We start from the raw sequence: 25779 nt of genomic DNA, 5'->3' as shown, positions 1-25779 counted from the left end.
CCATGACTCAACGGACCATCGCCGCTCTCATGCTTGCACTGGGCCTCGCTACCCTCGCCGGTTGCGCCTCGCCTACAGTGATCACCCTGAATGACGGTCGCGAAATCCAGGCCGTCGACACCCCCAAATACGACGAAGATTCGGGTTTCTATGAATTCCAGCAACTGGACGGCAAGCGCACCCGTATCAACAAGGATCAGGTTCGCACCGTTAAAGATCTGTAAAGCTTAACGTTTACCCCAAGGCCCGCCTCGTGCGGGCCTTGTCGTATCTGGGATTTACCAGTCCAGGGTGATGGCACTGCGAAAACGCCGCTCTTGCCCGCTGACCGGGTCGATAAACCGCACGCCCTGGGCCAACAGCTTGAGGGGGTTGGCGTAGTCGTCCACGGCATCCTTGATCACGTTCGGGTAGAACGGGTCGTTGCAGATGCTCGCGCCGAGCGCAGTCATGTGCACGCGCAGCTGGTGCTTCTTGCCGGTCACGGGGAACAGGCCGTAACGCCACAGGTCGCCGTTTTTCTCTCGCACTTGCACGCCCGTTTCGGTGTTGCTGGCACCCTCGCCTTCCTGCATGCGGAAAAACGGCTCGCCATCCACCAAGCGGCTTTTGTGGACTAACGGAAACGTCAGCCCAGGCAAGGCCGGGGCGATGGCTTCATAGAATTTGTCGATCTGACGTGTGGGAAAAAGCTGCTGATAGGCCGAGCGGCTGGCCGGGTTGGCGGAGAACAGCACCAGGCCCGCGGTGTGGCGGTCGATGCGATGCAGCGGCACCAGCGAAGGATTGTCCAGGCGGCGGATCAGACGGCGCAGCAAGGTTTGCTCGACGTACTCACCGGCCGGAGTCACGGGCAGGAAGTGCGGTTTATCCGCCACCACCAGGTGCTCGTCGGCGTACAGGATGGTTTCCTGCACGGGGATCTCTTTTTCGTTCGGTACTTCACGGAAGTAGTAGATACACAGGCCCTCTTTGTAAGCGAGGTCCTGGAGAATCGGGCCGCCGTTGATATCCAGCACGCGGCCACGGGCAATGCGGTCCAGCCACTGTTCACGGCCAATCGCCGGGAAGTGCGCGCACAGGCAATCGAGCACGGTCGCCCACGGGCCGGGCGGCAAGTACAAGGTGCTGGCTTGGTGCTGGGATGCGGAAAAACCGGAAGTGGACATGCCGATGCTCAAAGCCTTGGAAAAAACCGGCGGCCATTATCCCGCACGAAGCGGGATTCGGCCTAGGGCCGATCTCAGGCCTTGGCCAACTCGGCCCGCAGCACCTTTGAGGCACTGGCCGCCTCGGTAAACTCCTTGAGCCAGCGCAACACGTCCACCGCTTCCCAGCGCCCCGGATCGTACAAGGCGTAGAGCAAACCCTGGTAACCCACCACGTCCAACTGCTTGTGGTAACCGGCGCGCTGGAACAACGCTTCGATCTCGGCAAAGCAGGTATTGAAATGCACTTTGTTAAACGGCGTCTTGCCTTCCGTGACCAGACCATCGAGGCGCAGCTCGTTCACCGCATCGCGCACGACGTCGGCGGACATGCGATTGACGCTGCTTTTCAGTTGTTCAACATTCACCACGGGCGTTCCCTCTATTCAATCGCTGTACAAACATACAGTAACTTAATATTTGGAAACCCGCCATCGCATAAACCTCAGCGAAGGAAGGCGACAACCTGTTCAGTGTCGAACGGCCAGTCCAGTTCCGCCCCCGTGTCCACCCGTCGAAACACCGGAATTCTCAGGCCGTAGGCCTCGGTCAGGTCTTCGGGGCCGGTGATATCCACCAACTCAACGAGCAGCCCCTCTTCGACGACGAACGGCATGATGACCGCCTCAGCAATCTCACACAAATGGCAACCCAGGGTGCCGAACAGCTGGCATTCAGGAAGCATGGCAATTGGACCTCGCAAGAGACGAGCGATCATTCTAAAGCCGCCCTCCCGCTGTGACCCACAAAAAAAACTGACCCAGATCAGCATGACCTATAACTGAATCAGCGATTCTCGCGGCTTTTTGTCCGCTCACCCCTGCAACGGAGCTGCCCGTGTTCGCCAACCTGCTGATCATTCTGGCCTCATCCCTGGTGGTGATTGCGCTGTTTCGCCGGCTGCAACTGCCGCCCGTGCTCGGCTATCTGTGTGTGGGCCTCGCCGTGGGGCCTACTGCTCTGGACTGGGTGAATGACAGTGAAGAACTGCCCGACCTCGCGGAGTTGGGCGTGGTGTTCCTGCTGTTCTCCCTGGGCCTGGAGTTTTCCCTGACCAAGATGCTGGCCCTGCGCCGTGTGGTGTTTGGCCTGGGCAGTTTGCAAGTGCTGGGTTGCGCGGTGCTGCTTGGCGGTTTGTTGATGGCCCTGGGCGTGGCGCCCGGCATCGCCTTGCTGCTCGGCGCAGGGCTGGCGTTGTCGTCCACGGCGATCGTCAGCAAGGAGCTGACCAGCCTCGGGGAAATCTTCAGCAGCCATGGGCAGAACGCGATTGGCGTGCTGCTGTTCCAGGACGTGGTGGCCGTGTTGCTGTTGACCCTGGTGCCCGTGTTTGCAGGCAGCAGCGACCAAGCCTGGTACTGGGCCCTGCCGTTGACCCTGGGTAAAACCGTGGTGCTGTTCGTGGGTTTGCTGCTGGCCAGTCGCTGGTTATTGCCGCGTCTGTTTCATGAAGTCGCCGCCTCCCATTCGGCCGAGCTGTTTGTGCTGCTGGCGCTGGTGATCGTGTTGCTCACCGCCTGGTTGACCCATTTGCTCGGCCTCTCCCCTGCCCTCGGTGCGTTTCTGGCCGGCATGTTGCTGGGCGAAAGCCATTATCGTCACCAGATCGAAGCGGATATCCGACCGTTTCGCGACATCCTGCTGGGGCTGTTTTTCGTCAGCATCGGCATGCTCATCGACCTGCAGCTGTTCCTCAGCCACGGCCTGTTGATCCTCGGCCTGACCCTCACACTGATGTTGGTCAAGGGCTGCCTGGTCGCCGCGTTGGTCAAGCTGCGCGGCAGCGACAGTGAAACCGCCTGGCGCAGCGGCCTGGCCCTGGCCCAAGGCGGGGAGTTCTGTTTTGCGCTGATGGCGCAAATGCAGCAAAGCCGGCTGATCCCGGACCAGTTCAATGGCTTGCTGCTCGCCGCGACCTTCTGCTCGATGCTGCTGACCCCGCTGCTGTTACGCGCCGCGCCCGCCATTGCGCTGCGCCTGCACCGCAAACCCAACCAGCAAGTGCAGTTGGAAACCATCAGTGCTCTCAACGCGCAATTGCAGGGCCATGCGGTGATCTGCGGGTATGGCCGGGTCGGTCAGTCCATCGGGCGTTTTCTGCGTCGCGAGCGACAGGCGTTTATTGCGCTGGATGACGACCCGGAACGAGTGCAGGAAGCCGCTACCGAGGACAGCAGCGTGCATTACGGTGATTGCCGTCGCGGCGCCTTGCTCAGCGCGGTCGGCCTTGAGCGTGCGCGGTTGGTGGTAATTGCGGTGGACAACAGCGACGTCGCGCTGCTGGTGTTGAAGGAGGCGCGGCGGATCAACCCCGAGGTGCCGATTCTGGTGCGCACGCGCGATGACAGCCAGTTGGCCGAACTGAAAGCGGCGGGCGCCAGCGAAGTGGTGCCCGAGCTGTTGGAGTCGAGCCTGATGCTTGCCTCCCACGCCTTGACTCTGCTGGGGTTACCGGACCAGCAGGTGCAGGCGCGGGTCGCTGAAGTGCGGCATGACCGCTACAGCTTGCTGCATGGTTTTTACGCGCACCCCAACAACGAAGACGAGGCGCCGATCAATCCTGACTGACCGCGCCGATCTTGTGGATCGACAGGTCCGCACCGTAGTACTCCTGCTCCTGGCTCAGGCGCAGCCCGCTTGCATGCTTGATCGCCCCGTACACCAGCAGGCCGCCGCCAAACGCCACCACCACGCCAAGGCCGGTGCCGATCAACTGGCTGATCAGGCTCACACCGCCCAACCCGCCCAGCGCCGTCTGGCCAAAGATGCCGCAGGCGATGCCACCCCATACGCCACACAGACCATGCAGCGGCCACACGCCGAGCACGTCGTCGATCTTCCAGCGATCCTGAGCGGCGATAAAGCACCACACAAACAGCCCGCCCGCGACAACACCGGTGATCAGCGCGCCCACCGGGTGCATCAGATCGGAACCGGCGCAAATTGCCACCAGCCCGGCCAACGGGCCGTTGTGCAGGAAGCCGGGGTCATTGCGACCGATCACCAGTGCAGCAACGGTGCCGCCGACCATCGCCATCAGCGAGTTGACCGCCACCAGGCCACTGACGCCGCTCAGGGTCTGCGCACTCATCACGTTAAAGCCGAACCAGCCGACGATGAGGATCCACGAGCCCAGCGCCAGGAACGGAATACTCGACGGTGCGAAGGCCACCAGGCGCCCTTCACGGTAGCGTCCATTACGCGGGCCCAGCAGCAATACCGCCGCCAGCGCCAGCCAGCCGCCCATGGCGTGCACCACCACGGAACCGGCGAAGTCATGGAAACTGGCGCCAAAGGTGGCGAGCAACCAGGCTTGCACGCCGAAATTGCCGTTCCACACCATGCCCTCAAAGAAGGGGTAGATGAACGCCACGATCAACGCAGTGGCACACAACTGCGGAGCGAACTTTGCACGTTCGGCAATGCCCCCGGAAATAATCGCCGGGATCGCCGCGGCAAACGTCAGCAGGAAGAAGAACTTCACCAAGCCATAACCGTGGTCGGCGCTGATCACGGCCGCCGGTTGCATGAAGCTCACGCCATAGGAGATCCAATAGCCTATAAAGAAGTAGGCCAACGTGGAGATGGCGAAGTCGCTGAGGATCTTCGACAGCGCGTTGACCTGGTTTTTCTGGCGCACCGTGCCGACTTCGAGAAACGCGAAGCCTGCGTGCATGGCCAGTACCATGACCGCACCGATCAAGATAAACAGGGTGTTAGAGCTGTGGACCAGCGTGTCCACCGCGCTTTGCAGATTTTCCATTGAGGTTGGCAGGCCTGTATTAGGCAAAAAAGCACCAAAGCGGTTCAAACCTGGGTTGCGCGCACTAAATTGGCACCGACGGCACCGCCCCTCTGGAGAGGGCGTGAACCGCTTTAGCGCAGCGATCAACCTCTAAGGCCTTCGCCGACAGGTTTTTTCCGCGAGTTTCAGTTATTTAAGGTAAGGTTTTTGAGGGCTTGAGACCTTACCGCCCAGCTTCAGCGCAGGCCTCGCGGCCCGCGCACCAAGGCAAAGCAAAAGCTGTACCAGACAATTGCACTGAACCTTCACCGATGCCGGTGACTCGAAACCACACGTACCGATCAGCCCATCACGGAGATAACCATGGCCAGAAAAACAGCACAGACCGCCCAAGAAATACTGATGGCGGATTTTAGAACCCTGGTCAGTGACACCGAAAAGTTGCTGGACGACACCGCGATCCTGGCCGGCGATCAGGCCGACGAATTGCGCAGCAAGATCCACGAAAGCCTGCTCAAGGCCCGTGAAACCCTGCAAGTGACCGAAGACTCCCTGCGCGAGCGCGGCCAGGCGGCGGTCACCGCCACTGAAGATTACGTGCAGACCAACCCTTGGCAGGCAGTGGGCATTGCCGCCGGCGTGGGCTTTCTGATCGGTCTGCTGGCTACAAGGCGCTAACACTATGTCTATCGGCGAAAGCGGCTCGTCCACGGGCACAAGTTCAACCTCACGACGCCTGGGCGCAGCCGTTCTAGGCTTGCTGCACAGCCACGTCGAACTGTTTGGCATCGAATTGCAGGAACAGAAGGCGCGCACCGTCAGCCTGCTGTTGTTTGCGGGCCTGGCGCTGGTGTTTGCCCTGCTGTTGCTGGTGGGGCTGTCGACGCTGGTGATGATCCTGGTCTGGGACACCGGCTATCGCCTCACCGGGATCATCTGCCTGTGCGTGTTCTACACCCTTGCTGCCGCGTTCTGCGGCGTGCGCTTGAAAGCAGCGGTGTTCGATGAGTCCACGCCCTTCCACGCCACGCTCGAAGAGCTGGCCAATGACCGGGAGCGCCTGCTGCCATGAGCCTGACTGAAATCCCCCACACCACCTCCCGCCGGGAAATGCGCAAGGCGTTGATCCGCCTGCGCATGGAAATGCACCGCCAGGAGATCCGTCACGAGTCCCAACAACTGATGGCGCCCCTGCACAAAGTCCGCGACATGCGCCACAACTGGCAGGACAGCCTGGGCATCAAGCACGCGCCGCTGTGGGGCGTGGCGGCGGTAACGCTGTTGGGTTTCTTTACCGGCAAGGGCGCCAAGAGCGGCAGCCTCAGCAGCCTGACGCGCCTGGTGCGGTTGGGCGCCGGTTTGATCCCGCTGATCAAATTGGCGATGGCCGGCGCTTCGCGTAAAGGTTGAGCCCTGCTGGCTGCATTCTTGCAGACAGAATCGGCCCGGCCCTCGTCAACGAGGGCGGGCCTATTTTTTTGCCACCTCGCTTAAGGAGGCCCCGTGATCGACGGGCAACCGCTCGCCTGCTTCCAGCCGTTCATCGATACCGCCACCGGGCGCATTGCCGGCGTCGAGGCCCTGGGGCGTCTACGCCAGGCGGATGGCCGCTTGCAGTCCGTCGGCCCGCTGTTCGACGACCCGCGCGCACCGGGCGTGGCCTTGCGCCGCCTGGACCGGCAGATTCGCGACAATGCACTGAGCCGCCTGCATGAAGCCCCCGAAGACTGGTTCCTGAGCCTGAACATTTCGCCGCGCTGGATTAACCGCCTGCGCCCGGGCCAGGCGCTGCCGAGCCTGAAACAGATTCAACGGCATGGCGTCGACCCAGCGCGCATCGTGTTCGAGATCACCGAGCTGGGCGGAGATATCCAACGCTTGGCCGACGTAGTGACGCGCTATCGCGAGGCGGGTGCGCGTATCGCTATCGACGACTTTGGCGCCGGCTACTCCCAACTCGACCGGGTACTGGCACTGCAGCCCGATATTCTCAAGCTGGACATGCGCCTGTTTCAGGCAGCCGCGCGAGGCGGGCCCAGCAGCGATGTGGTACGGGCGCTGGCGCAGATGGCGGAAAAGACCGGTTGCTGGATCATCGCCGAAGGCGTGGAAACCGAGGCTCAACTGAGTTTCGCCCTGGAATGCGGCTCGCGGTATGTGCAGGGCTATCTGTTTGCCCAGGCGCAGCTGGACTGGTTCGCCGCCGACGCCTTCGTGCCGCGTTTTGCCCAGCTGCGCACGGCGTATGTCCAGCAGAAACTGGCGGAACGCGGACGCACCATGCAGCTGCGCCAGCAATTGGCCGAATTAATGAACATCCTGCAAACCTGGGCCCAGGACCAGGCGCCGCTTGCGCAGTTGCCGCAACTGCCGGCCTTCCCCTGGTTGCTGCGCTTTTACCAGTGCGACCGGCATGGCACACAGTTGACGCCCAACTTCGAATGGCGCCAGGACGCCTGGCAGGCCGACAGTCGCTACCTGGGCCACAACTGGTCGTGGCGCCCGTATTTCTATCACCTGCTGGCCGAAGGCTGGGAGGAGCGACGCCTGACCCTGTCGTCGACCTACCGCGACGCCACCACGAACCAGTACTGCCTCACCGCCGGACAATTCTTCGATAACGGTCAGCGTTTGCTGTTAATCGATATCGACGCGGTCGGCCTGTAGATTTTCGCTTGCCCAGGCCGCGCTGAACCGGGAAGCTGGGCGGGTCATTCACCGTACGGAGAGTACCCGCCTTGGATTGGCCCACCCTGCTGACCCGCGAACGTCTTGGAAAGCCGCTGCACAGCCCGGAAGAACTGGGGCGCAGCCCGTTTCACAAAGACCATGACCGCATCATTTTTTCCGGCGCGTTCCGCCGCCTGGGACGCAAGACCCAAGTGCACCCGGTGTCGAGCAACGACCATATCCATACCCGTCTGACCCATTCCCTGGAAGTCAGTTGCGTGGGCCGCTCCCTCGGCATGCGCGTCGGTGAAACCTTGCGCAGCGCCCTGCCCGACTGGTGCGACCCGAGCGACCTGGGCATGGTGGTGCAGTCGGCGTGCCTGGCCCATGACATCGGTAACCCACCATTCGGGCATTCCGGCGAGGACGCGATCCGCCACTGGTTCCAGCAGGCGGCCGGGCGCGGCTGGCTGGACGACATGAGTACCGCCGAGCGCAATGACTTTCTCAATTTCGAAGGCAACGCGCAGGGCTTTCGCGTACTCACCAGCTGGAATACCACCAGTTCGACGGCGGCACCCGCCTGACGTACGCCACCCTCGGCACCTACCTGAAATACCCCTGGACCGCCCGCCACGCCGACTCCCTGGGCTACAAGAAGCACAAGTTCGGCTGTTATCAGAGCGAACTGCCGATTCTGGAACAGATCGCCCACAAGCTCGGCCTGCCGCAACTTGAAGAACAACGCTGGGCCCGTCATCCGCTGGTGTACCTGATGGAGGCCGCCGACGACATTTGCTACGCCCTCATCGACCTGGAAGACGGCCTGGAAATGGACCTGCTGGAATACGCCGAAGTCGAATCCCTGCTGCTTGACCTGGTGGGCGACGATCTGCCGCAGACCTATCGACAACTGGGCCCAATGGACTCGCGTCGCCGCAAGTTGGCGATTCTGCGTGGCAAGGCCATCGAGCACCTGACCAACGCCGCGGCACACGCCTTCGTCGAACAACAGGACGCCTTGCTGGCCGGCACCCTGCCGGGCGATCTGGTGGAGCACATGCATGGCCCGGCCAAACGCTGCGTGCTGGATGCCAAGGACATGGCGCGCAAGAAAATCTTCCAGGACAAGCGCAAGACGTTGCATGAGATCGGCGCCTACACCACCCTGGAGATTCTCCTGAACGCGTTTTGCGGCGCCGCCCTGGAGCAGCATGGCGGCCGTACGCCATCATTCAAGAACCGACGCATTCTCGATCTGCTCGGCAACAACGCACCGGACCCTGCCTGGCCATTGCACAAGTCGTTCCTGCGCATGATTGACTTTATTGCCGGCATGACCGACAGCTACGCCACCGAAATGGCGCGAGAGATGACAGGACGTTCCAGCCCGCAATAATCTGCCGAAAGCGCCGCCTGCTCCCTGAAAGGAATCTGCCTACAACGGGAACAGAGCGGCCTGATCGAACTCGCACAAGTATCCGAGGAATAATCGCGCACGCTCCGGGCAAATTTGGCGAACTACTCCTACATGCCCCCCATCGATGCTTGACTCACCGCGTGCCTTCTATGCCCAGTTACCCCCTTCGCATCCTGCTGGTGGAGGATCATCCCTTTCAATTGCTGGCGAGCCAGTGCCTGCTCAAGAGCTTCGGCTTCGAACAACTGACCCTGGCGGAGAATTCCGAACAGGCAATCCGTTGTATGAGGCAGGCCGAGGCCCCGTTCGATGTACTGTTGTGTGACCAGTGCCTGCCTGACTTACTCGGGCTGGAATTGATCGAAATCGCCAGTCGCGGCGGTTTTGTCGGCAACGCCATCCTGCTCAGCGGACTGCCGGTGGCGGAATTGTCACTCTTGCATGCCCAGGCACTGGCACGCGGCCTGCCATTGCTTGGCTATTTGCCAAAACCGCTGAACAACGATGAACTTTCACAGCTGATACAACCTTTACTTACACTACAAGTGTAGGACTTTAAACATATTGACCCACTGAAAAATGCTCGACTAACCGCTATTAAGTGCCTGGCTTCCTGATTTGGCCACGCGGCCGGCCGAACGCTGACAAACCACCTCACAAAGCCTTGGCAACCGGTAGGTCATTACCTTTTTTGCTGTAGGAAATCTCCTGTTTTATATCTACTCGGCCTTGGCTTCATGCTCCTGGCACCGCTTCTGAGCTAATGTGCCCGCTTTATTTACACCTGCATGGAACGTGACTATGAACACCGTTTTTATTATCGACGACCACCCGGTTATAAGGCTTGCCATCCGGATGTTGTTGGAGCACGAAGGCTACAAAGTAGTGGGAGAAACGGATAATGGATGCGACGCCATACAAATGGTTCGCGAAAGCCTGCCGGACCTGATCATCCTGGATATCAGTATCCCCAAACTCGACGGGCTCGAAGTGCTCTGCCGCTTCAACGCCATGAATACCACCATGAAAACGCTGGTGCTGACGGCCCAGTCCCCCACCTTGTTCGCGACTCGCTGCATGCGCTCGGGCGCCGATGGCTATGTGTGCAAAGAAGGCGACCTGAGCGAACTGCTGAGCGCCATCCGCGCGGTGCTGTCAGGCTATAACTACTTTCCCAGCCAAGCCTTGACGACGCATGGCGCAGACGGCAGGGAACTTGAACTGTTCAAGGCCGTCAACGACCGCGAATTAATGGTATTGCAACTTTTTGCCCAAGGCCGTACCAACAAGGAAATCGCCAAGGGCATGTTCCTGAGTAATAAAACCGTAAGTACTTATAAAAAACGACTCATGCAAAAACTTCAAGCCAAGTCCTTGGTAGAACTTATCGAGATGGCAAAACGAAACGCGCTAGTGTGAGAAAGCGGATGCCCAGATGTATAAAGGACTATCTGATTATATTGAGTGCCGGCTTGTGCTTCAGTACGGCCGTGCCTGCAAACCATCAAACGGGCCCGGAACACTTTAACTTACTGAGTCGCGCAGGTTCGGTACAATTGGAACCCCATCTGAACAAGACGCAACGCCTGTGGCTGCAAAACAAACGCGAACTGGTCCTGGGCACAGCGTCCCCCGACTACCCCCCCTTTGACCTCACTTCCAGCGGACGCGACTACGAAGGCTTCACCGCCGATTATGCCGGGCTGCTGAACAAGGCACTGGCCCTGCCGGTAAGAGTGTTGCGCTATTCCTCGAGAGAGGCTGCCATCCGCGCCCTTGTAGCGGGGGATATCGATCTGCTGGGTTCCTCCAACAGCTTCGAGGCGGCAAACCCCAACCTCAGCCTGTCTGAGCCCTATGCCCCGGACCAGCCGGTGCTGGTAACCCGCGAAGGCGAAACCCGCAGCCTGAGTGACGGATTGGCGGGGCTGCGCCTGGCCCTGGTCTATCACTATCTGCCCATGGGCGAGGTGGAAAAGCTCTACCCCAAGGCAATCATTCGCGCCTATCCGTCGTATCAGAACGCATTGAATGCGGTGGCGTTCGACCAGGCCGACGTTTTCCTCGGCGACACCATTTCCACCCATTACATGATCAACAAGGGCTACCTTAAAAACATCCGCATGGCCAACTTCGGTAAACATGAAGCCTATGGCTTCAGTTTCGCCATGTCCCAGCATCAGACCATCCTGCTGAGTATCGTCGACGCCGTACTGATGAGCGTACCCACCAGTGAACGGGAAGCCATCGCCAAGCGCTGGAGTGCCGGCAGCGATATCCTGCTGACCGACCACAAGTTGCAACTGACGTCCCGAGAAGAACGCTGGCTCAAAGACCACCCGGAAGTCAGCGTAGTGGTGAACGAAGCCTATGCGCCGCTGACATTCTTCGACGCCAACGGCAATTTTCGTGGCATTACGGCCGATCTGCTGGAATTGATTCGCCTGCGAACCGGGTTACGCTTCAAGATCGTGCGCGGGCGCGATGTGAACACGATGATCGATCAGGTCGAGGCCGGCAAAGTCGACATCATCGGCGGTATCGTCCCCAGCGCCGAACGGGAAGCCCAACTGGACTTCAGTCGTCCTTACCTGGAGAACTCCTACGTCATGTTGACGCGAAAGGAGGCCCAGGCACCCACCGGCCTGGAAGAGATGGCGGGCAAGCGCCTGGCGGTGACGCAAGGCAGCCCGCTGATAAAGTTCCTGCGTGACAGCTTTCCGAAGATCGAGCTGGTAGAGACGGGAGATACCTTCAAATCGACCGAGCTGCTGGTCAACGGTTACGTGGACGGTGCCGTGAACACCCTGGTGATCGCCAACTACTTCCTGTCCTCACCGATGTTCCAGGACAAGGTTCAAATCAGCTTCAGCATCGGCACGATGCCTGCCACGTTCGCGCTGGCGACTTCACGCCGCGCCACCGAGCTCAGTTCGATTCTCGACAAGGCCCTGCTCAGCATCGCCCCGGATGAACTGGGGGTGATCAACAGCCGCTGGCGGGGCTACAGCGCCGCCGGCGACAGTTATTGGCGCGACTATCACCAACTGATCGCGCGCATCATCATCGGCACCGGGCTCTTGTTACTGATTTCCCTGACCTGGAATGCGTACATGCGCCGCCAGATCAAGCAGCGCAAAATGGCCGAACGCGCCCTCAACGACCAGTTCGAGTTCATGCGCGCCCTGGTCAATGAGACTCCGCATCCGATCTACGTACGTGATCGCCAGGGCCTGCTGCAGACCTGCAACGACAGCTACCTGCAGGTGTTCGACGTCAAGCGCGAAGACGTCATCGGCAAAAGCGCGATGCAGATCAGCACGGCCCTTGCGGCGGAAGCGGCGCAATACCATGCCGACTATCAGCGCGTGGTGGCCGAGGGCAACCCGTTGATCCTGGACCGTACGCTGCATATCCGCGGGAAAAAACTGACGATCTACCACTGGATCCTGCCGTACCGCGACTCCATTGGCGAGGTACAGGGCATCATCGGTGGCTGGGTCGACATCAGTGAGCGACGCCAGTTGTTCGATGAGCTGCGCGCGGCCAAGGAACGCGCCGACGAGGCCAATCGGGCCAAGAGTACCTTCCTCGCCACCATGAGCCACGAAATCCGCACACCGATGAACGCCGTGATCGGCATGCTGGAGTTGACCCTGAAACGCGCCGACCAGGGCCATCTCGATCGTCCGGCCATTGAAGTCGCCTACAACTCGGCCAAGGACCTGCTGGAGCTGATCGGCGATATCCTCGACATCGCGCGCATCGAATCCGGGCGCCTGAGCCTGGCACCGGAGCGCGTGAACCTGCGAGAGGTCATCGCCTCGGTGGTGCGTGTGTTCGATGGCCTGGCACGCCAGAAAACCCTTAGCCTGCTGTTGGAGTTCAAGCCCGACCTTGACGACACCGAAGTGTTGATCGACCCGCTGCGTTTCAAGCAGGTGCTGTCGAACCTGGTTAGCAACGCGATCAAGTTCACCGAGCGCGGCCAGGTAAAAATCAAGGTAGAGGTCCTGCCCACCGACCTGCCGCAACAGATCGAGATGAAACTGGTGGTGGAAGACACCGGCATCGGCATCAGCCGGGAAGACCAGATGCGCCTGTTCGAACCCTTTGCACAGGCCGACAATTCCGGGCAACTGGCCAGGAGCGGCGCAGGCCTGGGGCTGGTGATCTGCCGCAGCCTGTGCGCAATGATGGGCGGGCAACTCAGCCTGAGCAGCGTGCCGATGGTGGGTACCCAGGTACATGTCAGCCTGAAGATGATTCGCCTGCAGCCGGCGCTGGCGGTGGATGAATTCACCCCCGAGGTGCCCGCGGCCGCAACGGTGCTCAATGTGCTGGTGGTGGACGATCACCCGGCGAACCGCCTGTTGATGTGCCAGCAGCTGGGCTACCTCGGCCATCACTTCACCGCCGCTCAAAACGGCGCCACCGGTTTCCAGGCTTGGCGCCAGCAACACTTCGACCTGGTCATCGCCGATTGCAACATGCCCATCATGAACGGTTACGAGCTCAGTCGCTCGATCCGCGAATACGAGCAGCGCGAGCAACTGACGCCCTGCGTGGTATTGGGGTTTACCGCCAATGCCCAACCCGAAGAGAAACAGCGCTGCGCCCAGGCCGGCATGAACGACTGCCTGTTCAAACCCATCAGCCTCACCGCGCTGGAGCGGCAGCTGGCACAGATCAGTCCTCAACCGGTCGGCGAGTCGTTCGATCTCGGCAACTTCGACACGCTCACAGGCGGCGACCCACAGATGAGCCGGCGCCTGCTCGAAGAGCTGTTGAGCAGCAGTCGCCAGGATCGCCAGGACCTGCTCGCCTTGCTGGCGGCGCAGGCTTCGCTCCAGGACATTATCGAGCAGGCCCACAAGATCAAGGGCGCAGCCCGTATCGTCCAGGCCCGCGCATTGGCCTCGCAATGCGAAACCCTCGAGCAGGCGTGCGCACGCGGCGATGAGCCAGCGCTGATCGAAGCAGGCGTGAAATCCCTGGAAAAGCTGATGCTGGAACTGGAAAGGACGCTGCAGGTAAAACTGCGCGGGCTGGAGGGCGAATAAGGGGCGGCGACCGCCCCTTGGCATCAGCAGTCGGTCAAGCGCAGGAAAATCGACGCCAGTTGTTCGATGCCCGCCTGGTCCTGCTGGGTAAAACGCGCCAGTGAAGGGCTGTCGAGGTCAAGGACGCCAATCAGTTGGCCGTTCTTGACCAGCGGCACCACCAGTTCGCTGTTGGACGCACTGTCACAGGCGATGTGGCCGGGGAACGCGTGCACGTCCTCAACGCGCTGGGTTTGTCGCGACGCCGCGGCCGCACCGCATACGCCGCGGCCAAAAGGGATACGCACACAGGCAATCTGGCCTTGGAACGGACCAAGCACCAGTTCTTCATTGCGATTGAGGTAGAAGCCGGCCCAGTTCAAGTCATCCAGCTGGTTGAACAGGAATGCCGAAAACTGCGCACTGTTGGCGATGAAATCGCGTTCATCGGCCAGCAACGATTCCAGCTGCGCGCAGAGCATGGCATAGCCGTCCAGGCCGGTGCCGGCGTGTTGCAGATCGATCATGGTTGACGCTCCAGCAATTTAAGACCTACCCAGTAACGGGCGAATTGATAAGCACAACGGCCGTTGCGATTGCCGCGGCCGGTCGCCCAGCGCACGGCGAGAATGTCGAGGGCTTCGTCGCGCTGCCACGGCAAGCCGGCCTTGCCCGCCAACTCGCCGATCCAGTGCTCCACCACCGCCAGGAAATGTTCCTGGGTAAACGGGTAGAACGACAGCCACAGGCCGAAGCGGTCGGACAGTGCAATCTTGTCTTCCACCGCTTCGCTGGGGTGCAATTCGCCGTCCACGCGTTTCCAGTTCTCATTGTCGCTCTGGTTTTCCGGCACCAGGTGGCGGCGGTTGGACGTGGCATACAGCAGCACGTTTTCCGGGGCCTGTTCCAGGGAGCCGTCAAGCACGCTCTTGAGCACACGGTAGTCGCCTTCGCCGGCGTCGAACGACAGGTCATCACAGAACAGAATGAAACGCTGCGGCAGCTTGATCAGTTGCTCGACCACCCGCGGCAGGTCGGCCAGGTGGTCACGCTCGATTTCGATCAGGCGCAAACCGGCCTGGCAATGCTGGGCCAGCAAGGCACGTACCATGGACGATTTGCCGGTGCCGCGCGAGCCCCATAGCAACGCATGGTTGGCGGGCAGGCCATCGAGGAATTGTTGAGTGTTGCGTGCCAGGGTTTCACGTTGCGTGTCCACGCCGATCAGGTCGGACAGGCGCATGTCCAGGCTCACGTCCAGCGGCATCAGGAAACCGCTGCGGCCTTCACGCTGCCAGCGGGCGGCCAGGCACTGGTTCCAGTCGATGGCCTGGCGTGGCATGGGCAACAAGGGCTCCAGGCGCGCGAGCACGGCGTCGGCTCGCTCAAGAAAGGTATTCAATCGAGAATCCACACTTATTCCTCTGGCAAGTTCTTGCAAAAGATGGCGTATTGGCAACCCTGCGGCAGATAACATCAGGCTGCGTAAAAACAGAATTATGCCGGGCAGGCCAGAGCGTGTGGATGTTCAGCTATGCTTGCCGGGCGAAGGGAAACGTGAAGTGGTTCAACACTCGATGGATATCAAGTTCGCCCACCGCTTGTCTTATAAACAAGCCCGATTGACTGTGCTGGTCGGTTTCGTCTTGGGAACCTTGCTCAGCCTGATCCAGATCGGCATTGATTATGCCAGCGAAGACGCATCCATCAACCGTGAAATTCGCTCACTGATCGAAATCAGCCATAACCCGGCGTCACGCATCGCCTACAACATCGACGCTGAACTGGCCCAGGAACTGACCCTGGGCCTGCTGCGCTCCCCCGCCGTCATTCGCGCGCAGTTGATCGACAACAACGGCGTGGTACTCGCCGACGTAGACCACCCGCGCAAGCAGAGCACGTATCGGCCGCTCAGCGACTTCCTGTTCGGTGCCAACCGCCAATTCGAAGACCGCCTGTTCCTCAGCCACATGCCCGACGAGTCCCTCGGCGTGCTGCGCCTGGACGTCGACACCTACGCCTTCGGCAGCCGTTTCCTGCGTCGCGCCGAGATCACCCTGCTCAACGGGTTCGTGCGCAGCCTGCTGCTGACCGGCATTCTACTGGGCCTGTATTACGTGATGCTGACCCAGCCGCTGGTGCGGCTCATTGGCGAACTGAGTACGCGTAAACACACGCGACTGGACTGCCCACCAGGCCACGAAAACGATGAAATCGGCGTGCTGGTGAACGTGGCCAACCAGCAATTCGAAACCATGGAGACCGAGATCCAGCAACGCCGTCACGCCGAGGACCGTCTCACCGAGTATCTGGGCCAGCTGGAAGACATCGTTTCCGCGCGCACCCTTGAGCTCAAGGCCAGCAACCAGCGCCTGAGCCAGTCCAACGATGAGCTGGAGGCCGCGAAAATAAACGCCTTGGGGATGGCCCAGGCCCGGGCGGCGTTTCTGGCCAATATGAGCCACGAAATCCGCACCCCGCTCAACGGCCTGCTGGGCATGATCGCCCTGTCACTCGATAGCCCGCTGAACGCCGAACAGCGCCAGCAGTTGTCGATCGCCCATGACTCCGGCAAGGTCTTGGTGGAGTTGCTCAACGATATCCTCGATTTGTCCAAGTTCGACGCCGGTCAGCTGGAGCTCGAGCGCATCCCGTTCGATCTGGGCTCGTTGGTGGAAGACACCGCCAACCTGCTCTCGCAAAACGCCGCCCCCAGCGTGGAACTGACCTGCCTGATCGACCCGCAGTTTCCCGCCCAGGTATTGGGCGACCCGACCCGGGTGCGGCAGATCGTCAGCAACTTGCTGTCCAATGCCTTGAAGTTCACCCGTTTCGGGCGGGTGGACGTGCGCCTGAGCAGCGTTGAAGACACGGTGAGCATTGAAGTCTGCGATACCGGCATCGGCATTGCGCAGGACGCGCAGGTGAAGATCTTCCAGCCGTTCACCCAGGCCGGCGCCGGTATCACCCGCCAGTTTGGCGGCACGGGGCTGGGCCTGGCGCTGACGTATAACTTGTGCGAAGCGATGAAGGGGCGCTTGAGCATCAGTTCGGAGGTGGGATTCGGCAGCCAGTTCTGTGCGCAACTGCCGTTGCCCGTGCACCTGCCGGCATCACCGCAGGCGCCATTGGCAGGCGATGTCATTGTGATTACCGGGCAAAGCAGCGGCCTGGCCGAGTTGCTGACCACCCTGCTGCCCCATTGGGGACTCAAACCGCGTTGTTACAGCATCGATGACGACTTGAGCGCACAGCATCCCGACCTGTTGATCACCGACTGCCCGGAATGCCTGTTCCGCCTGCGGCCGGGCATCACCGCGCCGATTCTGGTGGTGACCGCCTACGGCAACTTCATGCCGAGCGAAGAGGTGGCGGCCCTGGCGCCCTTGCAGCAGCAGGCCCGGCCATTGAGCCGCAACGCGTTGTACCAGATCCTGCAGCGCAACCTGCGCAGCGACACGCAGCCAGTCCTCGACCCGGTGCAACTGGACGCCGCACCCCTTGCCCGCCGTGCGCGCATCTTGCTGGTGGAGGACAACCCGGTGAACCAGCTGGTGGCCAAGGGCATGCTCGGCAAGCTGGGCTGCGAAGTGATTGTGGCCGCCCACGGCGGTGAAGCGCTCAAGCTTCTGGAAGAACAGCCCTTCGATATGGTGCTGATGGACTGCAACATGCCGGTGATGGATGGCTACGAAGCCAGCCGGCAGATCCGTCGCAGCGGGCGCTGGCCGGAACTGCCGATTGTCGCCTTGACCGCCAACGCCATGGCCGAAGAACGCGAACGTTGTCGGGCCGCCGGCATGAATGACTACCTGGCCAAGCCTTTCCGGCGTGAAGAACTCAACGCGCTGTTGGACCTGTGGGTGCCGACGACGACACCGCTGTGATTTGCTCCATCAGTTGATCCAGGCCTTCGCGCAAGGCGTCGGCGCCGTTGAGGTCGATGCCGCTGTCGCACAACAGGCGGGTCTTGAGGGCATGGGTCTGGTCGCGCAGTTGTACACCGCCGTCGCTAAGGCCCAGGTGCACTTCCCGCTCATCCCTGGCGCTGCGCCGGCGCGTCACCCAGCCAAGCTGTTCCAGGCGCTTGAGCAGCGGCGTCAGGGTGCCCGAGTCGAGCATCAGGCGTTCGCCCAGCGCCTTGACCGTGGGCTGCTGCGCGCCTGCGTCGCGCCATTCCCACAGCACCAGCATCACCAGGTATTGCGGATAGGTCAGGCCCAACCGGTCGAGCATCGGCTTATAGGCGCGGGTCACCGCCCGTGAGGCGGCGTACAGCTTGAAACACAGCTGGTTGTCCAGGGCCAGGGAAAGGGTCGGTAAAGAGGTCATTTGAGCAGGGCTTCGATCTCTTGGGTCAAGTCCTGCGGCTTGGTGGTCGGGCCAAAGCGCTTGACGACCTGGCCGTCGCGACCAATGAGGAACTTGGTGAAATTCCACTTGATGCCTTTGGAGCCCAGCAGCCCCGGCGCCGATTTCTTAAGTTGCACAAACAACGGGTGGGCGTCGCTGCCATTGACGTCGATCTTCTTGAACAGCGGAAAGCTCACGCCGAAATTCAGCTCGCAAAATTCGGAAATCGCGCCTTCGTCACCCGGCTCCTGTTTGCCGAACTGGTTGCAGGGAAAGCCCAGCACCACCAGGCCCTGATCCTTGTACTGCTGCCAGAGCTGCTCAAGGCCCTTGTACTGCGGGGTAAAACCGCACTTGCTGGCGGTATTGACCACCAGCACGGCCTTGCCAGCGAAATCGGCCAAGGTCTTTTGCTCACCTTTGATGGTGGTGCAGGGGATGCTCAGCAGGTTGTTGCTCATGGCAGTGCCTCGAGTTAGAAAAGAGGCAAACCATAGCGAGCCATTCAATTGCGTGCAATTTAATTGACCGCAATGATGGTAGTCGATAAGCCCGGCTCTACCGATGAGAGGGGTGCGACGATTCGACTTGTCCCTTCCCACCTTGCATCAACTGAGGCCTAGCGCGGCACCAGGTCCAGGCACACCGAGTTGATGCAGTAACGCAACCCTGTCGGCGGCGGGCCGTCCGGGAACACGTGGCCCAGGTGCGCGTCGCATTTGGCGCAGGTGACTTCGGTGCGGATCATGCCGTGGCTGACATCACGGATCTCGACCATCGCGCTGTCGGCGATCGGCTCAAAGAAGCTCGGCCAGCCGCATCCCGAGTCAAACTTGGCCTTGGAATCGAACAGCGGTTCATTGCAGCAGATGCAGTGGTAGACGCCGTCGGTCTTGGTGGCATTGTACTTGCCGCTGAAAGGTCGCTCGGTCCCCTTGAGACGGCACACGTTGTACTGCTCCGGATCGAGCATGGCTTTCCATTCTTCAACGGTCTTCTGCAACTTTTCCATCGGTACACCTCGGCAACTGAAAAAGCCTGATCTGTGTCTTTTCCATGGATCAGGCGGCACGTATGATTGCGCCTCGTCAAAACGCCAGTCTGGCACCCGCGCTATCGGCATTCAAACGTATTTATGGGTGCGGGCCTCGCAGGTTTCACAGTACGGTAGTGTCCACGCCGTCTGGATCGTTCATTTTCAGGATCACATCGCCATGCAGGTCAGCAAATCGAACAAGCTCGCCAACGTCTGCTATGACATTCGTGGCCCGGTGCTCAAGCACGCCAAACGCCTGGAAGAGGAAGGCCACCGCATCCTCAAGCTGAACATTGGCAACCCGGCGCCCTTTGGTTTCGAAGCGCCGGACGAAATTCTCCAGGATGTGATCCGCAACCTGCCGACCGCCCAGGGCTACAGCGACTCCAAAGGCCTGTTCAGTGCGCGCAAGGCAGTGATGCAGTACTACCAGCAAAAGCAGGTGGAAGGTGTCGGCATCGAAGACATCTACCTGGGCAATGGCGTTTCCGAGCTGATCGTGATGTCCATGCAGGCGCTGCTCAACAACGGCGATGAAGTGCTGGTGCCAGCACCGGACTACCCGCTGTGGACTGCTGCCGTGACCCTGGCCGGCGGCCACCCCGTGCACTACTTGTGCGACGAAGGCGCCGACTGGTTCCCCGACCTGGCCGACATCAAGGCCAAGATCACCCCGAACACCAAGGCGCTGGTGATCATCAACCCGAACAACCCTACCGGCGCCGTTTACTCTAAAGAAGTGCTGCTGGGCATGCTCGAACTGGCCCGCCAGCACAACCTGGTGGTGTTCTCCGACGAGATCTACGACAAGATCCTCTACGATGACGCCGTACACGTGTGCACCGCCTCCCTGGCGCCGGACCTGTTGTGCCTGACCTTCAACGGCCTGTCCAAATCCTACCGCGTGGCAGGGTTCCGCTCCGGCTGGATCGCCATCTCCGGCCCCAAGCACAATGCCCAGAGCTACATCGAAGGCATCGACATGCTGGCCAACATGCGCCTGTGCGCCAACGTGCCCAGCCAACACGCGATCCAGACCGCACTCGGTGGCTACCAGAGCATCAACGACCTGATCCTGCCCCAAGGCCGCCTGCTGGAACAACGCAACCGCACCTGGGAACTGCTCAATGCGATCCCGGGCGTGAGCTGCGTAAAACCCATGGGCGCGCTGTATGCCTTCCCACGGATCGACCCCAAAGTCTGCCCGATTCTCAACGACGAGAAGTTCGTGCTCGACCTGCTCTTGTCGGAAAAGCTGCTGGTGGTCCAGGGCACCGCGTTCAACTGGCCATGGCCGGACCACTTCCGCGTGGTGACCTTGCCGCGCGTGGATGACCTGGACATGGCCATTGGTCGCATCGGCAACTTCCTCAAGTCCTATCGCCAGTAACCGAAATGACGTCGTACGGGCCTTCGGGGTCGTACGGCGATTATCTGGCAACACTTCTCTGGAGTGCGCGGCCTGAAACGCGACGATAGCCCCGTGCCAGCCGCTCTCCCCTACTGTTCACGGGGGATGCGACGCGCTCGATGGCTGACCGATCAGGGGATTGGAGGTAGGAAAATCCCTTCAAAGTGCTACATTTCAGCTGTAGGACACAGTTTGAAATAGTCGCTCGGTTGAATCACCCCATGCCGCACCTTATATACCCCGCAGTAAGCGACATATTAAGCATGAGGAGAACTCTACAACCATGATGCGCATCCTGCTGTTCTTGGCCACTAACCTGGCGGTTGTACTGATTGCCAGCGTCACCCTGAGCCTTTTTGGCTTCAACGGGTTCATGGCGGCCAACGGGGTTGATCTGAACCTCAATCAGCTGCTGATTTTCTGTGCGGTCTTTGGTTTTGCCGGCTCGCTGTTCTCGCTGTTCATCTCCAAGTGGATGGCGAAGATGAGCACCAGCACCCAGATCATCACGCAACCACGCACACGCCACGAACAATGGCTGATGCAGACCGTGGAGCAGTTGTCTCAAGAAGCAGGCATCAAAATGCCCGAAGTGGGGATTTTCCCTGCTTATGAGGCCAACGCCTTCGCCACGGGTTGGAACAAGAACGACGCCCTGGTGGCCGTGAGCCAGGGGCTACTGGAGCGTTTTTCTCCCGACGAAGTAAAAGCCGTGCTGGCCCACGAGATCGGCCACGTCGCCAACGGCGACATGGTCACCCTCGCGCTGGTGCAGGGCGTGGTGAACACCTTCGTAATGTTCTTTGCGCGGATCATCGGCAACTTCGTCGACAAAGTGATCTTCAAAAATGAAGAAGGTCGCGGCATCGCCTACTTCGTGGCAACCATTTTTGCCGAAGTGGTGCTGGGTTTCCTGGCCAGCGCGATCGTGATGTGGTTCTCGCGCAAACGCGAGTTCCGCGCAGACGAAGCCGGTGCGCGGCTGGCGGGCACCGGTGCAATGATCGGCGCGCTGCAACGCTTGCGTTCCGAACAGGGCATGCCGGTGCACATGCCGGACAGTCTGACTGCCTTCGGCATCAACGGCGGAATCAAGCAGGGCCTGGCGCGCATGTTCATGAGCCACCCGCCACTGGAAGAACGCATCGAAGCATTGCGTCGTCGCGGCTGACAGACAGGCGACTCGACAAGGGGCGATAGGATCGCCCCTTTTTTGTGGGTGCCGATACCGTCATCGCACCGGTATGAACAACGCGCCTTTCAGTACCTGACGAGCCGGTAAGCGCGCTCTTCAAGGCGCGTAACGCCATCCTGCAAGAACTTCCAGCTCTCACCAAGGATGTCCTGCTGCTCCAACACCTCCAATGACCAATGCTCGCCAAGCAGCATATGCACCTCTTCATCGGTGACGGCAAAGGGTGGGCCGGCCTTTTGCGTCTGGTCGTAGTCCAGGGTGATCAACAGGCCCTGACAACCGGGCCGCAGCACGACGTTCAAATGCTCGGCATACTGCGCCCGCATCAGCGGCGGCAAGGCGATCAGCGCAGCACGGTCGTAGAGTGCAGTGCAGTCAGCCAGCGCCTGCGCGTCCAAGGCAAAGAAATCACCGCACCACACCTCGATGGCATCAGCCTGATACACCTTGAACTCACCCCGCCGGGTGATTCGCGGCGTCAGGTTCTGCTCGTCAAAGAAGGTTTCAACCGCCTGTTCCGACAATTCCACACCCAGCACGCGATGGCACTGGCTGGCGAGCCACATCAGGTCCAGGCTTTTGCCACACAGCGGCACCAGCACCTTGGCGCCCTCCTCCACGGCCAGTGCGGGCCAATGCTTTTGCAGGTAAGGATTGACCTCGGGCAAGTGGAAGCCGATCTGATTGCGCGCCCAGCGCTCCTGCCAAAACTTGGGCTCCATGGAATCGCCTCCGTAAATTCGATCAAACAGCACTAAAACTTATATTAGATTTAGATCAATGATCTGATTGAAGATGGCCTCATATTAACCCTCAGGACACCTTTATGCTCCCCAGCCTGTTTATCTCACACGGTTCGCCCATGCTCGCCCTGCAGCCAGGCGACAGCGGTCCGGCGCTGCGGCGCTTGGCTGCAGAACTGCCCCGGCCACGGGCGATTGTGGTGGTGTCGGCCCATTGGGAAAGCCAGGAACTGTTGGTCAGCGCCAGCGCCGCGCCCGAGACCTGGCACGACTTCGGCGGCTTCCCCCGGGAGCTGTTCGCCGTGCAATATCCGGCGCCGGGGGACCCGCAACTGGCGGGCGAAATTGTCGATATGCTGCACGCCGATGGCCTGAATGCCCGCATCGATAGTACCCGCCCCTTCGATCATGGTACTTGGGTGCCGCTGTCGCTGATGTACCCTGCGGCGGATATTCCGGTGGTACAGGTGTCCCTGCCGAGCCGCATGGGCCCTGCCCTGCAAACCCGAGTCGGGCACGCACTGGCCAGCCTGCGCGAGCAAGGCGTGCTACTGGTCGGCTCGGGCAGCATCACCCATAACCTGAGGGAGCTGGACTGGCATGCCGGGCCTGAGAGTATCCAGCCCTGGGCACGAGATTTTCGCGATTGGGTGGTGGATAAGCTGGCGGCCGATGATGAAACCGCGCTGCATGACTATCGTCGCCAGGCGCCGAATGCGGTACGCAACCATCCCAGCGATGAGCATCTGTTGCCGCTGTACTTTGCGCGCGGCGCAGGCGGTGATTTCAGCGTGGCGCATCAAGGCTTCACGCTGGGCGCCCTGGGCATGGACATCTATCGCTTTGGCTGACACCGATCGACGGGGGGGCGGACGCTGGTACAGAACTTTCACGCAAAAAAATCCCCGAACCAGTCGGGGATTTTTTATGTGCGATCAATCAGCCCAAGGGCGGATCAATCTTCGCGGTAACGACGCAGCTTCAACTGCTTACCGGCAACGCGTGTGTCTTTGAGCTTGGTCAGCAGTTTTTCCAGACCGTCTTCCGGCAGCTCCACCAGCGAGAAGCTGTCACGCACCTGGATGCGACCGATGGCTTCACGGGCCAGGCCACCCTCATTGAGGATAGCGCCCAGCAGGTTCTTGGCGGCAATGCCATCACGCGCGCCCAGCGCGGTACGGCAACGAGCACGGCCTTCAGCCAATGGAACCGGAGCACGACGCTCACGATCACCACGGTCTGGACGGTCGCCGGAACGCTCTGGACGATCACCGCGTGGCGCGTTGTTCGGTACCAGTGGACGCTCTTTCTCGATGGCTGCCAGGGTCAGGGCTTGACCGTTGGTGGCCTTGCGCAGCAGGGCTGCAGCCAGGGCACGCGGGGTGCAACCGATATCGGCGGTCAGGCGGTCCAGCAGGTCGCCGTGGGTCGATTCAGCGTCAGCCACCAGTGGTGCCAGGCTGTTGGTCAGTTTCTTGATGCGGGCATCGAGAACGGCCTGGGCATCCGGCAGGCGGACTTCGGCCACTTTCTGACCGGTTACACGCTCGATCACTTGCAGCATGCGGCGCTCGCGCGGAGTCACCAGCAGCAGTGCACGACCTTCGCGACCGGCACGGCCAGTACGGCCGATACGGTGAACGTAGGATTCCGGATCGTAAGGCATGTCGACGTTGAACACGTGGGTGATACGTGGAACGTCGAGACCACGGGCGGCAACGTCGGTCGCCACAACGATGTCCAGACGGCCATCCTTGAGCGAGTCGATTACGCGTTCACGTTGGTTCTGGGCAATGTCACCGTTCAGCGCAGCGGCTTTGTAGCCTTTGGCTTCCAGGGCACTGGCTAGGTCCAGGGTCGCTTGCTTGGTGCGCACGAACATGATCAGGGCATCGAAGTCTTCGACTTCCAGCAGGCTCAATACAGCCGAGGTCTTCTGGTCAGCGTGAACCAACAGGTGAGCCTGTTCGATCGCGGTAACGGTCTGGGTCTTGGTCTGGATCTTCACGTGTTGCGGATCGCGCAGGTGGCGTTCGGCAATGGCACGGATCGACTGTGGCAGGGTCGCCGAGAACAGTACGGTCTGACGGGTCGGTGGCAGTGCCTTGAAGATGACTTCCAGGTCATCCATAAAGCCCAGCTTGAGCATTTCGTCAGCTTCGTCGAGCACCAGGTGGTTCACGGTCGACAGGACTTTTTCGTCACGACGCAGGTGGTCGCACAGACGGCCCGGGGTGGCGACAACGATCTGTGCGCCGTTACGGATGGCTTTCAGTTGTGGGCCCATAGGCGCGCCGCCGTAAACGGCCACAACGGTTACGCCTGGCATTTGCTTGGCGTAGGTTTCGAAAGCGGTTGCTACTTGCAGCGCCAATTCACGGGTTGGCGCCAGGATCAGGGCTTGCGGCTCGCGCTTGGCAGGATCGATGCAGTGCAGGATAGGCAGGGCGAACGCGGCGGTTTTACCGGTACCGGTCTGCGCCTGGCCGATCATGTCCTGGCCGGCCATGATGATCGGGATCGATTGCTGCTGAATCGCCGAAGGTTCTTCGTAGCCGGTCGCAATGACGGCAGCAAGAATGTTCGGGTTAAGATTAAAAGCGGCGAAGCCGCCGGTTTCCTGGGTCATGGGTCTGCCTCTAAGTGCATCCGCAAAGACCCATGCTCCAAAGCTGCGCATGCCGTGTTGAGACTCAAGAGTCGCCCTGGCTGCTTTGTCGGCGGGGATTTGCGAAAACGAATGAATGAAAAAGATTCGTCAAGGAAGAGTCCGCTGTGCGGACGTGCAGCCGAAGCTGACTTCGGGGAATTGCGCTACCTAAACGCGGCCCGGTTAAAGGCCGGCGCGCACTATACCGGAAATAGCTGAAAAAGGGAGCTTTTTTTATCCGAAAGCGCCGATAAACCGTGCTGCGTCAGAGTCTTTGCAGATAATCCCGCCAGGGTCTATTTTTCA

General features: G+C 60.6%; 24 protein-coding genes and 1 pseudogene. 14 read left to right on the top strand and 11 right to left on the bottom strand.

Annotated elements, in window-relative coordinates:
* The first annotated feature begins 2 nt into the window (after positions 1-2).
* Positions 3-224 carry a YgdI/YgdR family lipoprotein gene (locus JWR98_RS07340; RefSeq protein ID WP_003172762.1) on the top strand — a complete coding sequence of 74 codons (222 nt, stop codon included), beginning with the start codon at positions 3-5 and terminating at the stop codon, positions 222-224.
* Between the two features lie 54 nt (positions 225-278).
* On the opposite strand, the gene JWR98_RS07335 is transcribed toward JWR98_RS07340, so the two are convergent.
* The 3 genes from JWR98_RS07335 to JWR98_RS07325 all read right to left on the bottom strand — a co-directional run bounded on the left by JWR98_RS07335 (position 279) and on the right by JWR98_RS07325 (position 1893).
* Positions 279-1169, bottom strand: coding sequence for a pseudouridine synthase (locus tag JWR98_RS07335; protein WP_078732254.1), 891 nt, complete (start codon positions 1167-1169; stop codon positions 279-281).
* Between the two features lie 74 nt (positions 1170-1243).
* Positions 1244-1579, bottom strand: coding sequence for a hypothetical protein (locus JWR98_RS07330; RefSeq protein WP_003172759.1), 336 nt, complete (start codon positions 1577-1579; stop codon positions 1244-1246).
* A gap of 74 nt (positions 1580-1653) precedes the next feature.
* On the bottom strand, positions 1654-1893 hold the full coding sequence (locus JWR98_RS07325; protein ID WP_078732253.1) for a glutaredoxin family protein: 240 nt from the start codon (positions 1891-1893) through the stop codon (positions 1654-1656).
* Positions 1894-2045: 152 nt separating this feature from the next.
* Here JWR98_RS07325 and JWR98_RS07320 point away from each other — a divergent pair, with 152 nt between their 5' ends.
* Positions 2046-3776, top strand: a complete 1731-nt coding sequence (locus JWR98_RS07320) for a cation:proton antiporter (RefSeq protein WP_078732252.1) — start codon at positions 2046-2048, stop codon at positions 3774-3776.
* Here JWR98_RS07320 and JWR98_RS07315 read toward each other — a convergent pair.
* Complete coding sequence (locus JWR98_RS07315; protein WP_078732251.1) at positions 3763-4971, bottom strand: ammonium transporter; 1209 nt, start codon at positions 4969-4971, stop codon at positions 3763-3765. The two genes, JWR98_RS07320 and JWR98_RS07315, sit on opposite strands and share 14 nt — an antisense overlap.
* A gap of 345 nt (positions 4972-5316) precedes the next feature.
* Here JWR98_RS07315 and JWR98_RS07310 point away from each other — a divergent pair, with 345 nt between their 5' ends.
* The 8 genes and pseudogenes from JWR98_RS07310 to JWR98_RS07275 all read left to right on the top strand — a co-directional run bounded on the left by JWR98_RS07310 (position 5317) and on the right by JWR98_RS07275 (position 14106).
* On the top strand, positions 5317-5631 hold the full coding sequence (locus tag JWR98_RS07310; protein ID WP_078732250.1) for an ElaB/YgaM/YqjD family protein: 315 nt from the start codon (positions 5317-5319) through the stop codon (positions 5629-5631).
* Positions 5632-5635: 4 nt separating this feature from the next.
* Positions 5636-6025, top strand: coding sequence for a phage holin family protein (locus JWR98_RS07305; protein ID WP_003172754.1), 390 nt, complete (start codon positions 5636-5638; stop codon positions 6023-6025).
* Complete coding sequence (locus tag JWR98_RS07300; protein WP_003172753.1) at positions 6022-6363, top strand: hypothetical protein; 342 nt, start codon at positions 6022-6024, stop codon at positions 6361-6363. The genes JWR98_RS07305 and JWR98_RS07300 overlap by 4 nt, the downstream gene beginning before the upstream one ends.
* Before the next feature lie 93 nt (positions 6364-6456).
* Positions 6457-7620 carry an EAL domain-containing protein gene (locus tag JWR98_RS07295; RefSeq protein ID WP_205489617.1) on the top strand — a complete coding sequence of 388 codons (1164 nt, stop codon included), beginning with the start codon at positions 6457-6459 and terminating at the stop codon, positions 7618-7620.
* A gap of 71 nt (positions 7621-7691) precedes the next feature.
* A pseudogene (locus JWR98_RS07290) lies at positions 7692-9022 on the top strand (deoxyguanosinetriphosphate triphosphohydrolase).
* A gap of 170 nt (positions 9023-9192) precedes the next feature.
* Positions 9193-9594 carry a response regulator gene (locus JWR98_RS07285; protein WP_078732247.1) on the top strand — a complete coding sequence of 134 codons (402 nt, stop codon included), beginning with the start codon at positions 9193-9195 and terminating at the stop codon, positions 9592-9594.
* A 250-nt stretch (positions 9595-9844) separates the two neighbouring features.
* Positions 9845-10462 (top strand): response regulator transcription factor, encoded by a 618-nt coding sequence (locus tag JWR98_RS07280; protein WP_003172749.1) that lies wholly within the window; start codon positions 9845-9847, stop codon positions 10460-10462.
* Positions 10463-10470: 8 nt separating this feature from the next.
* Complete coding sequence (locus JWR98_RS07275) at positions 10471-14106, top strand: transporter substrate-binding domain-containing protein (RefSeq protein WP_078732246.1); 3636 nt, start codon at positions 10471-10473, stop codon at positions 14104-14106.
* A 23-nt stretch (positions 14107-14129) separates the two neighbouring features.
* On the opposite strand, the gene JWR98_RS07270 is transcribed toward JWR98_RS07275, so the two are convergent.
* Positions 14130-14612, bottom strand: coding sequence for a GAF domain-containing protein (locus JWR98_RS07270; RefSeq protein WP_078732245.1), 483 nt, complete (start codon positions 14610-14612; stop codon positions 14130-14132).
* Entirely contained in the window at positions 14609-15499 is an 891-nt protein-coding gene (locus JWR98_RS07265) for an ATP-binding protein (RefSeq protein ID WP_078732244.1), read from the bottom strand. The genes JWR98_RS07270 and JWR98_RS07265 overlap by 4 nt, the downstream gene beginning before the upstream one ends.
* A 163-nt stretch (positions 15500-15662) precedes the next feature.
* On the opposite strand from JWR98_RS07265, the gene JWR98_RS07260 reads away from it, so the two are divergent.
* On the top strand, positions 15663-17972 hold the full coding sequence (locus JWR98_RS07260) for a hybrid sensor histidine kinase/response regulator (protein WP_078732243.1): 2310 nt from the start codon (positions 15663-15665) through the stop codon (positions 17970-17972).
* On the opposite strand, the gene JWR98_RS07255 is transcribed toward JWR98_RS07260, so the two are convergent.
* The 3 genes from JWR98_RS07255 to msrB all read right to left on the bottom strand — a co-directional run bounded on the left by JWR98_RS07255 (position 17926) and on the right by msrB (position 19450).
* Positions 17926-18417: a MarR family winged helix-turn-helix transcriptional regulator gene (locus tag JWR98_RS07255; protein ID WP_078732242.1), complete on the bottom strand. Its 492-nt coding sequence runs from the start codon at positions 18415-18417 to the stop codon at positions 17926-17928. The two genes, JWR98_RS07260 and JWR98_RS07255, sit on opposite strands and share 47 nt — an antisense overlap.
* Positions 18414-18899 (bottom strand): glutathione peroxidase, encoded by a 486-nt coding sequence (locus JWR98_RS07250; RefSeq protein ID WP_003172744.1) that lies wholly within the window; start codon positions 18897-18899, stop codon positions 18414-18416. The genes JWR98_RS07255 and JWR98_RS07250 overlap by 4 nt, the downstream gene beginning before the upstream one ends.
* 158 nt (positions 18900-19057) lie before the next feature.
* Positions 19058-19450 carry a peptide-methionine (R)-S-oxide reductase MsrB gene (gene msrB, locus JWR98_RS07245; protein WP_003172743.1) on the bottom strand — a complete coding sequence of 131 codons (393 nt, stop codon included), beginning with the start codon at positions 19448-19450 and terminating at the stop codon, positions 19058-19060.
* A gap of 202 nt (positions 19451-19652) precedes the next feature.
* Between msrB and JWR98_RS07240 the strand changes: the two genes are divergently transcribed.
* Both JWR98_RS07240 and htpX read left to right on the top strand, forming a co-directional pair.
* Positions 19653-20864 carry a pyridoxal phosphate-dependent aminotransferase gene (locus JWR98_RS07240; protein ID WP_003172741.1) on the top strand — a complete coding sequence of 404 codons (1212 nt, stop codon included), beginning with the start codon at positions 19653-19655 and terminating at the stop codon, positions 20862-20864.
* Between the two features lie 304 nt (positions 20865-21168).
* Positions 21169-22056 (top strand): protease HtpX, encoded by an 888-nt coding sequence (gene htpX, locus JWR98_RS07235; protein WP_003172740.1) that lies wholly within the window; start codon positions 21169-21171, stop codon positions 22054-22056.
* Positions 22057-22145: 89 nt separating this feature from the next.
* On the opposite strand, the gene JWR98_RS07230 is transcribed toward htpX, so the two are convergent.
* Positions 22146-22802, bottom strand: coding sequence for a thiopurine S-methyltransferase (locus JWR98_RS07230; RefSeq protein WP_205489613.1), 657 nt, complete (start codon positions 22800-22802; stop codon positions 22146-22148).
* Between the two features lie 104 nt (positions 22803-22906).
* Here JWR98_RS07230 and JWR98_RS07225 point away from each other — a divergent pair, with 104 nt between their 5' ends.
* The gene (locus JWR98_RS07225; protein WP_078732239.1) at positions 22907-23674 is read left to right on the top strand and encodes a DODA-type extradiol aromatic ring-opening family dioxygenase; all 768 of its coding nucleotides are present in this window, start codon (positions 22907-22909) and stop codon (positions 23672-23674) included.
* 104 nt (positions 23675-23778) lie between these two features.
* On the opposite strand, the gene JWR98_RS07220 is transcribed toward JWR98_RS07225, so the two are convergent.
* Positions 23779-25452, bottom strand: a complete 1674-nt coding sequence (locus tag JWR98_RS07220) for a DEAD/DEAH box helicase (protein ID WP_003172736.1) — start codon at positions 25450-25452, stop codon at positions 23779-23781.
* Positions 25453-25779 lie beyond the last annotated feature (327 nt).

It is taken from the genome of Pseudomonas lactucae, assembly GCF_016937615.1.
GTDB classification, from domain to species: domain Bacteria; phylum Pseudomonadota; class Gammaproteobacteria; order Pseudomonadales; family Pseudomonadaceae; genus Aquipseudomonas; species Aquipseudomonas lactucae.
Note: the sequence above shows the minus strand (reverse complement) of the source record. Positions and strands in the feature narration are given on the sequence as shown.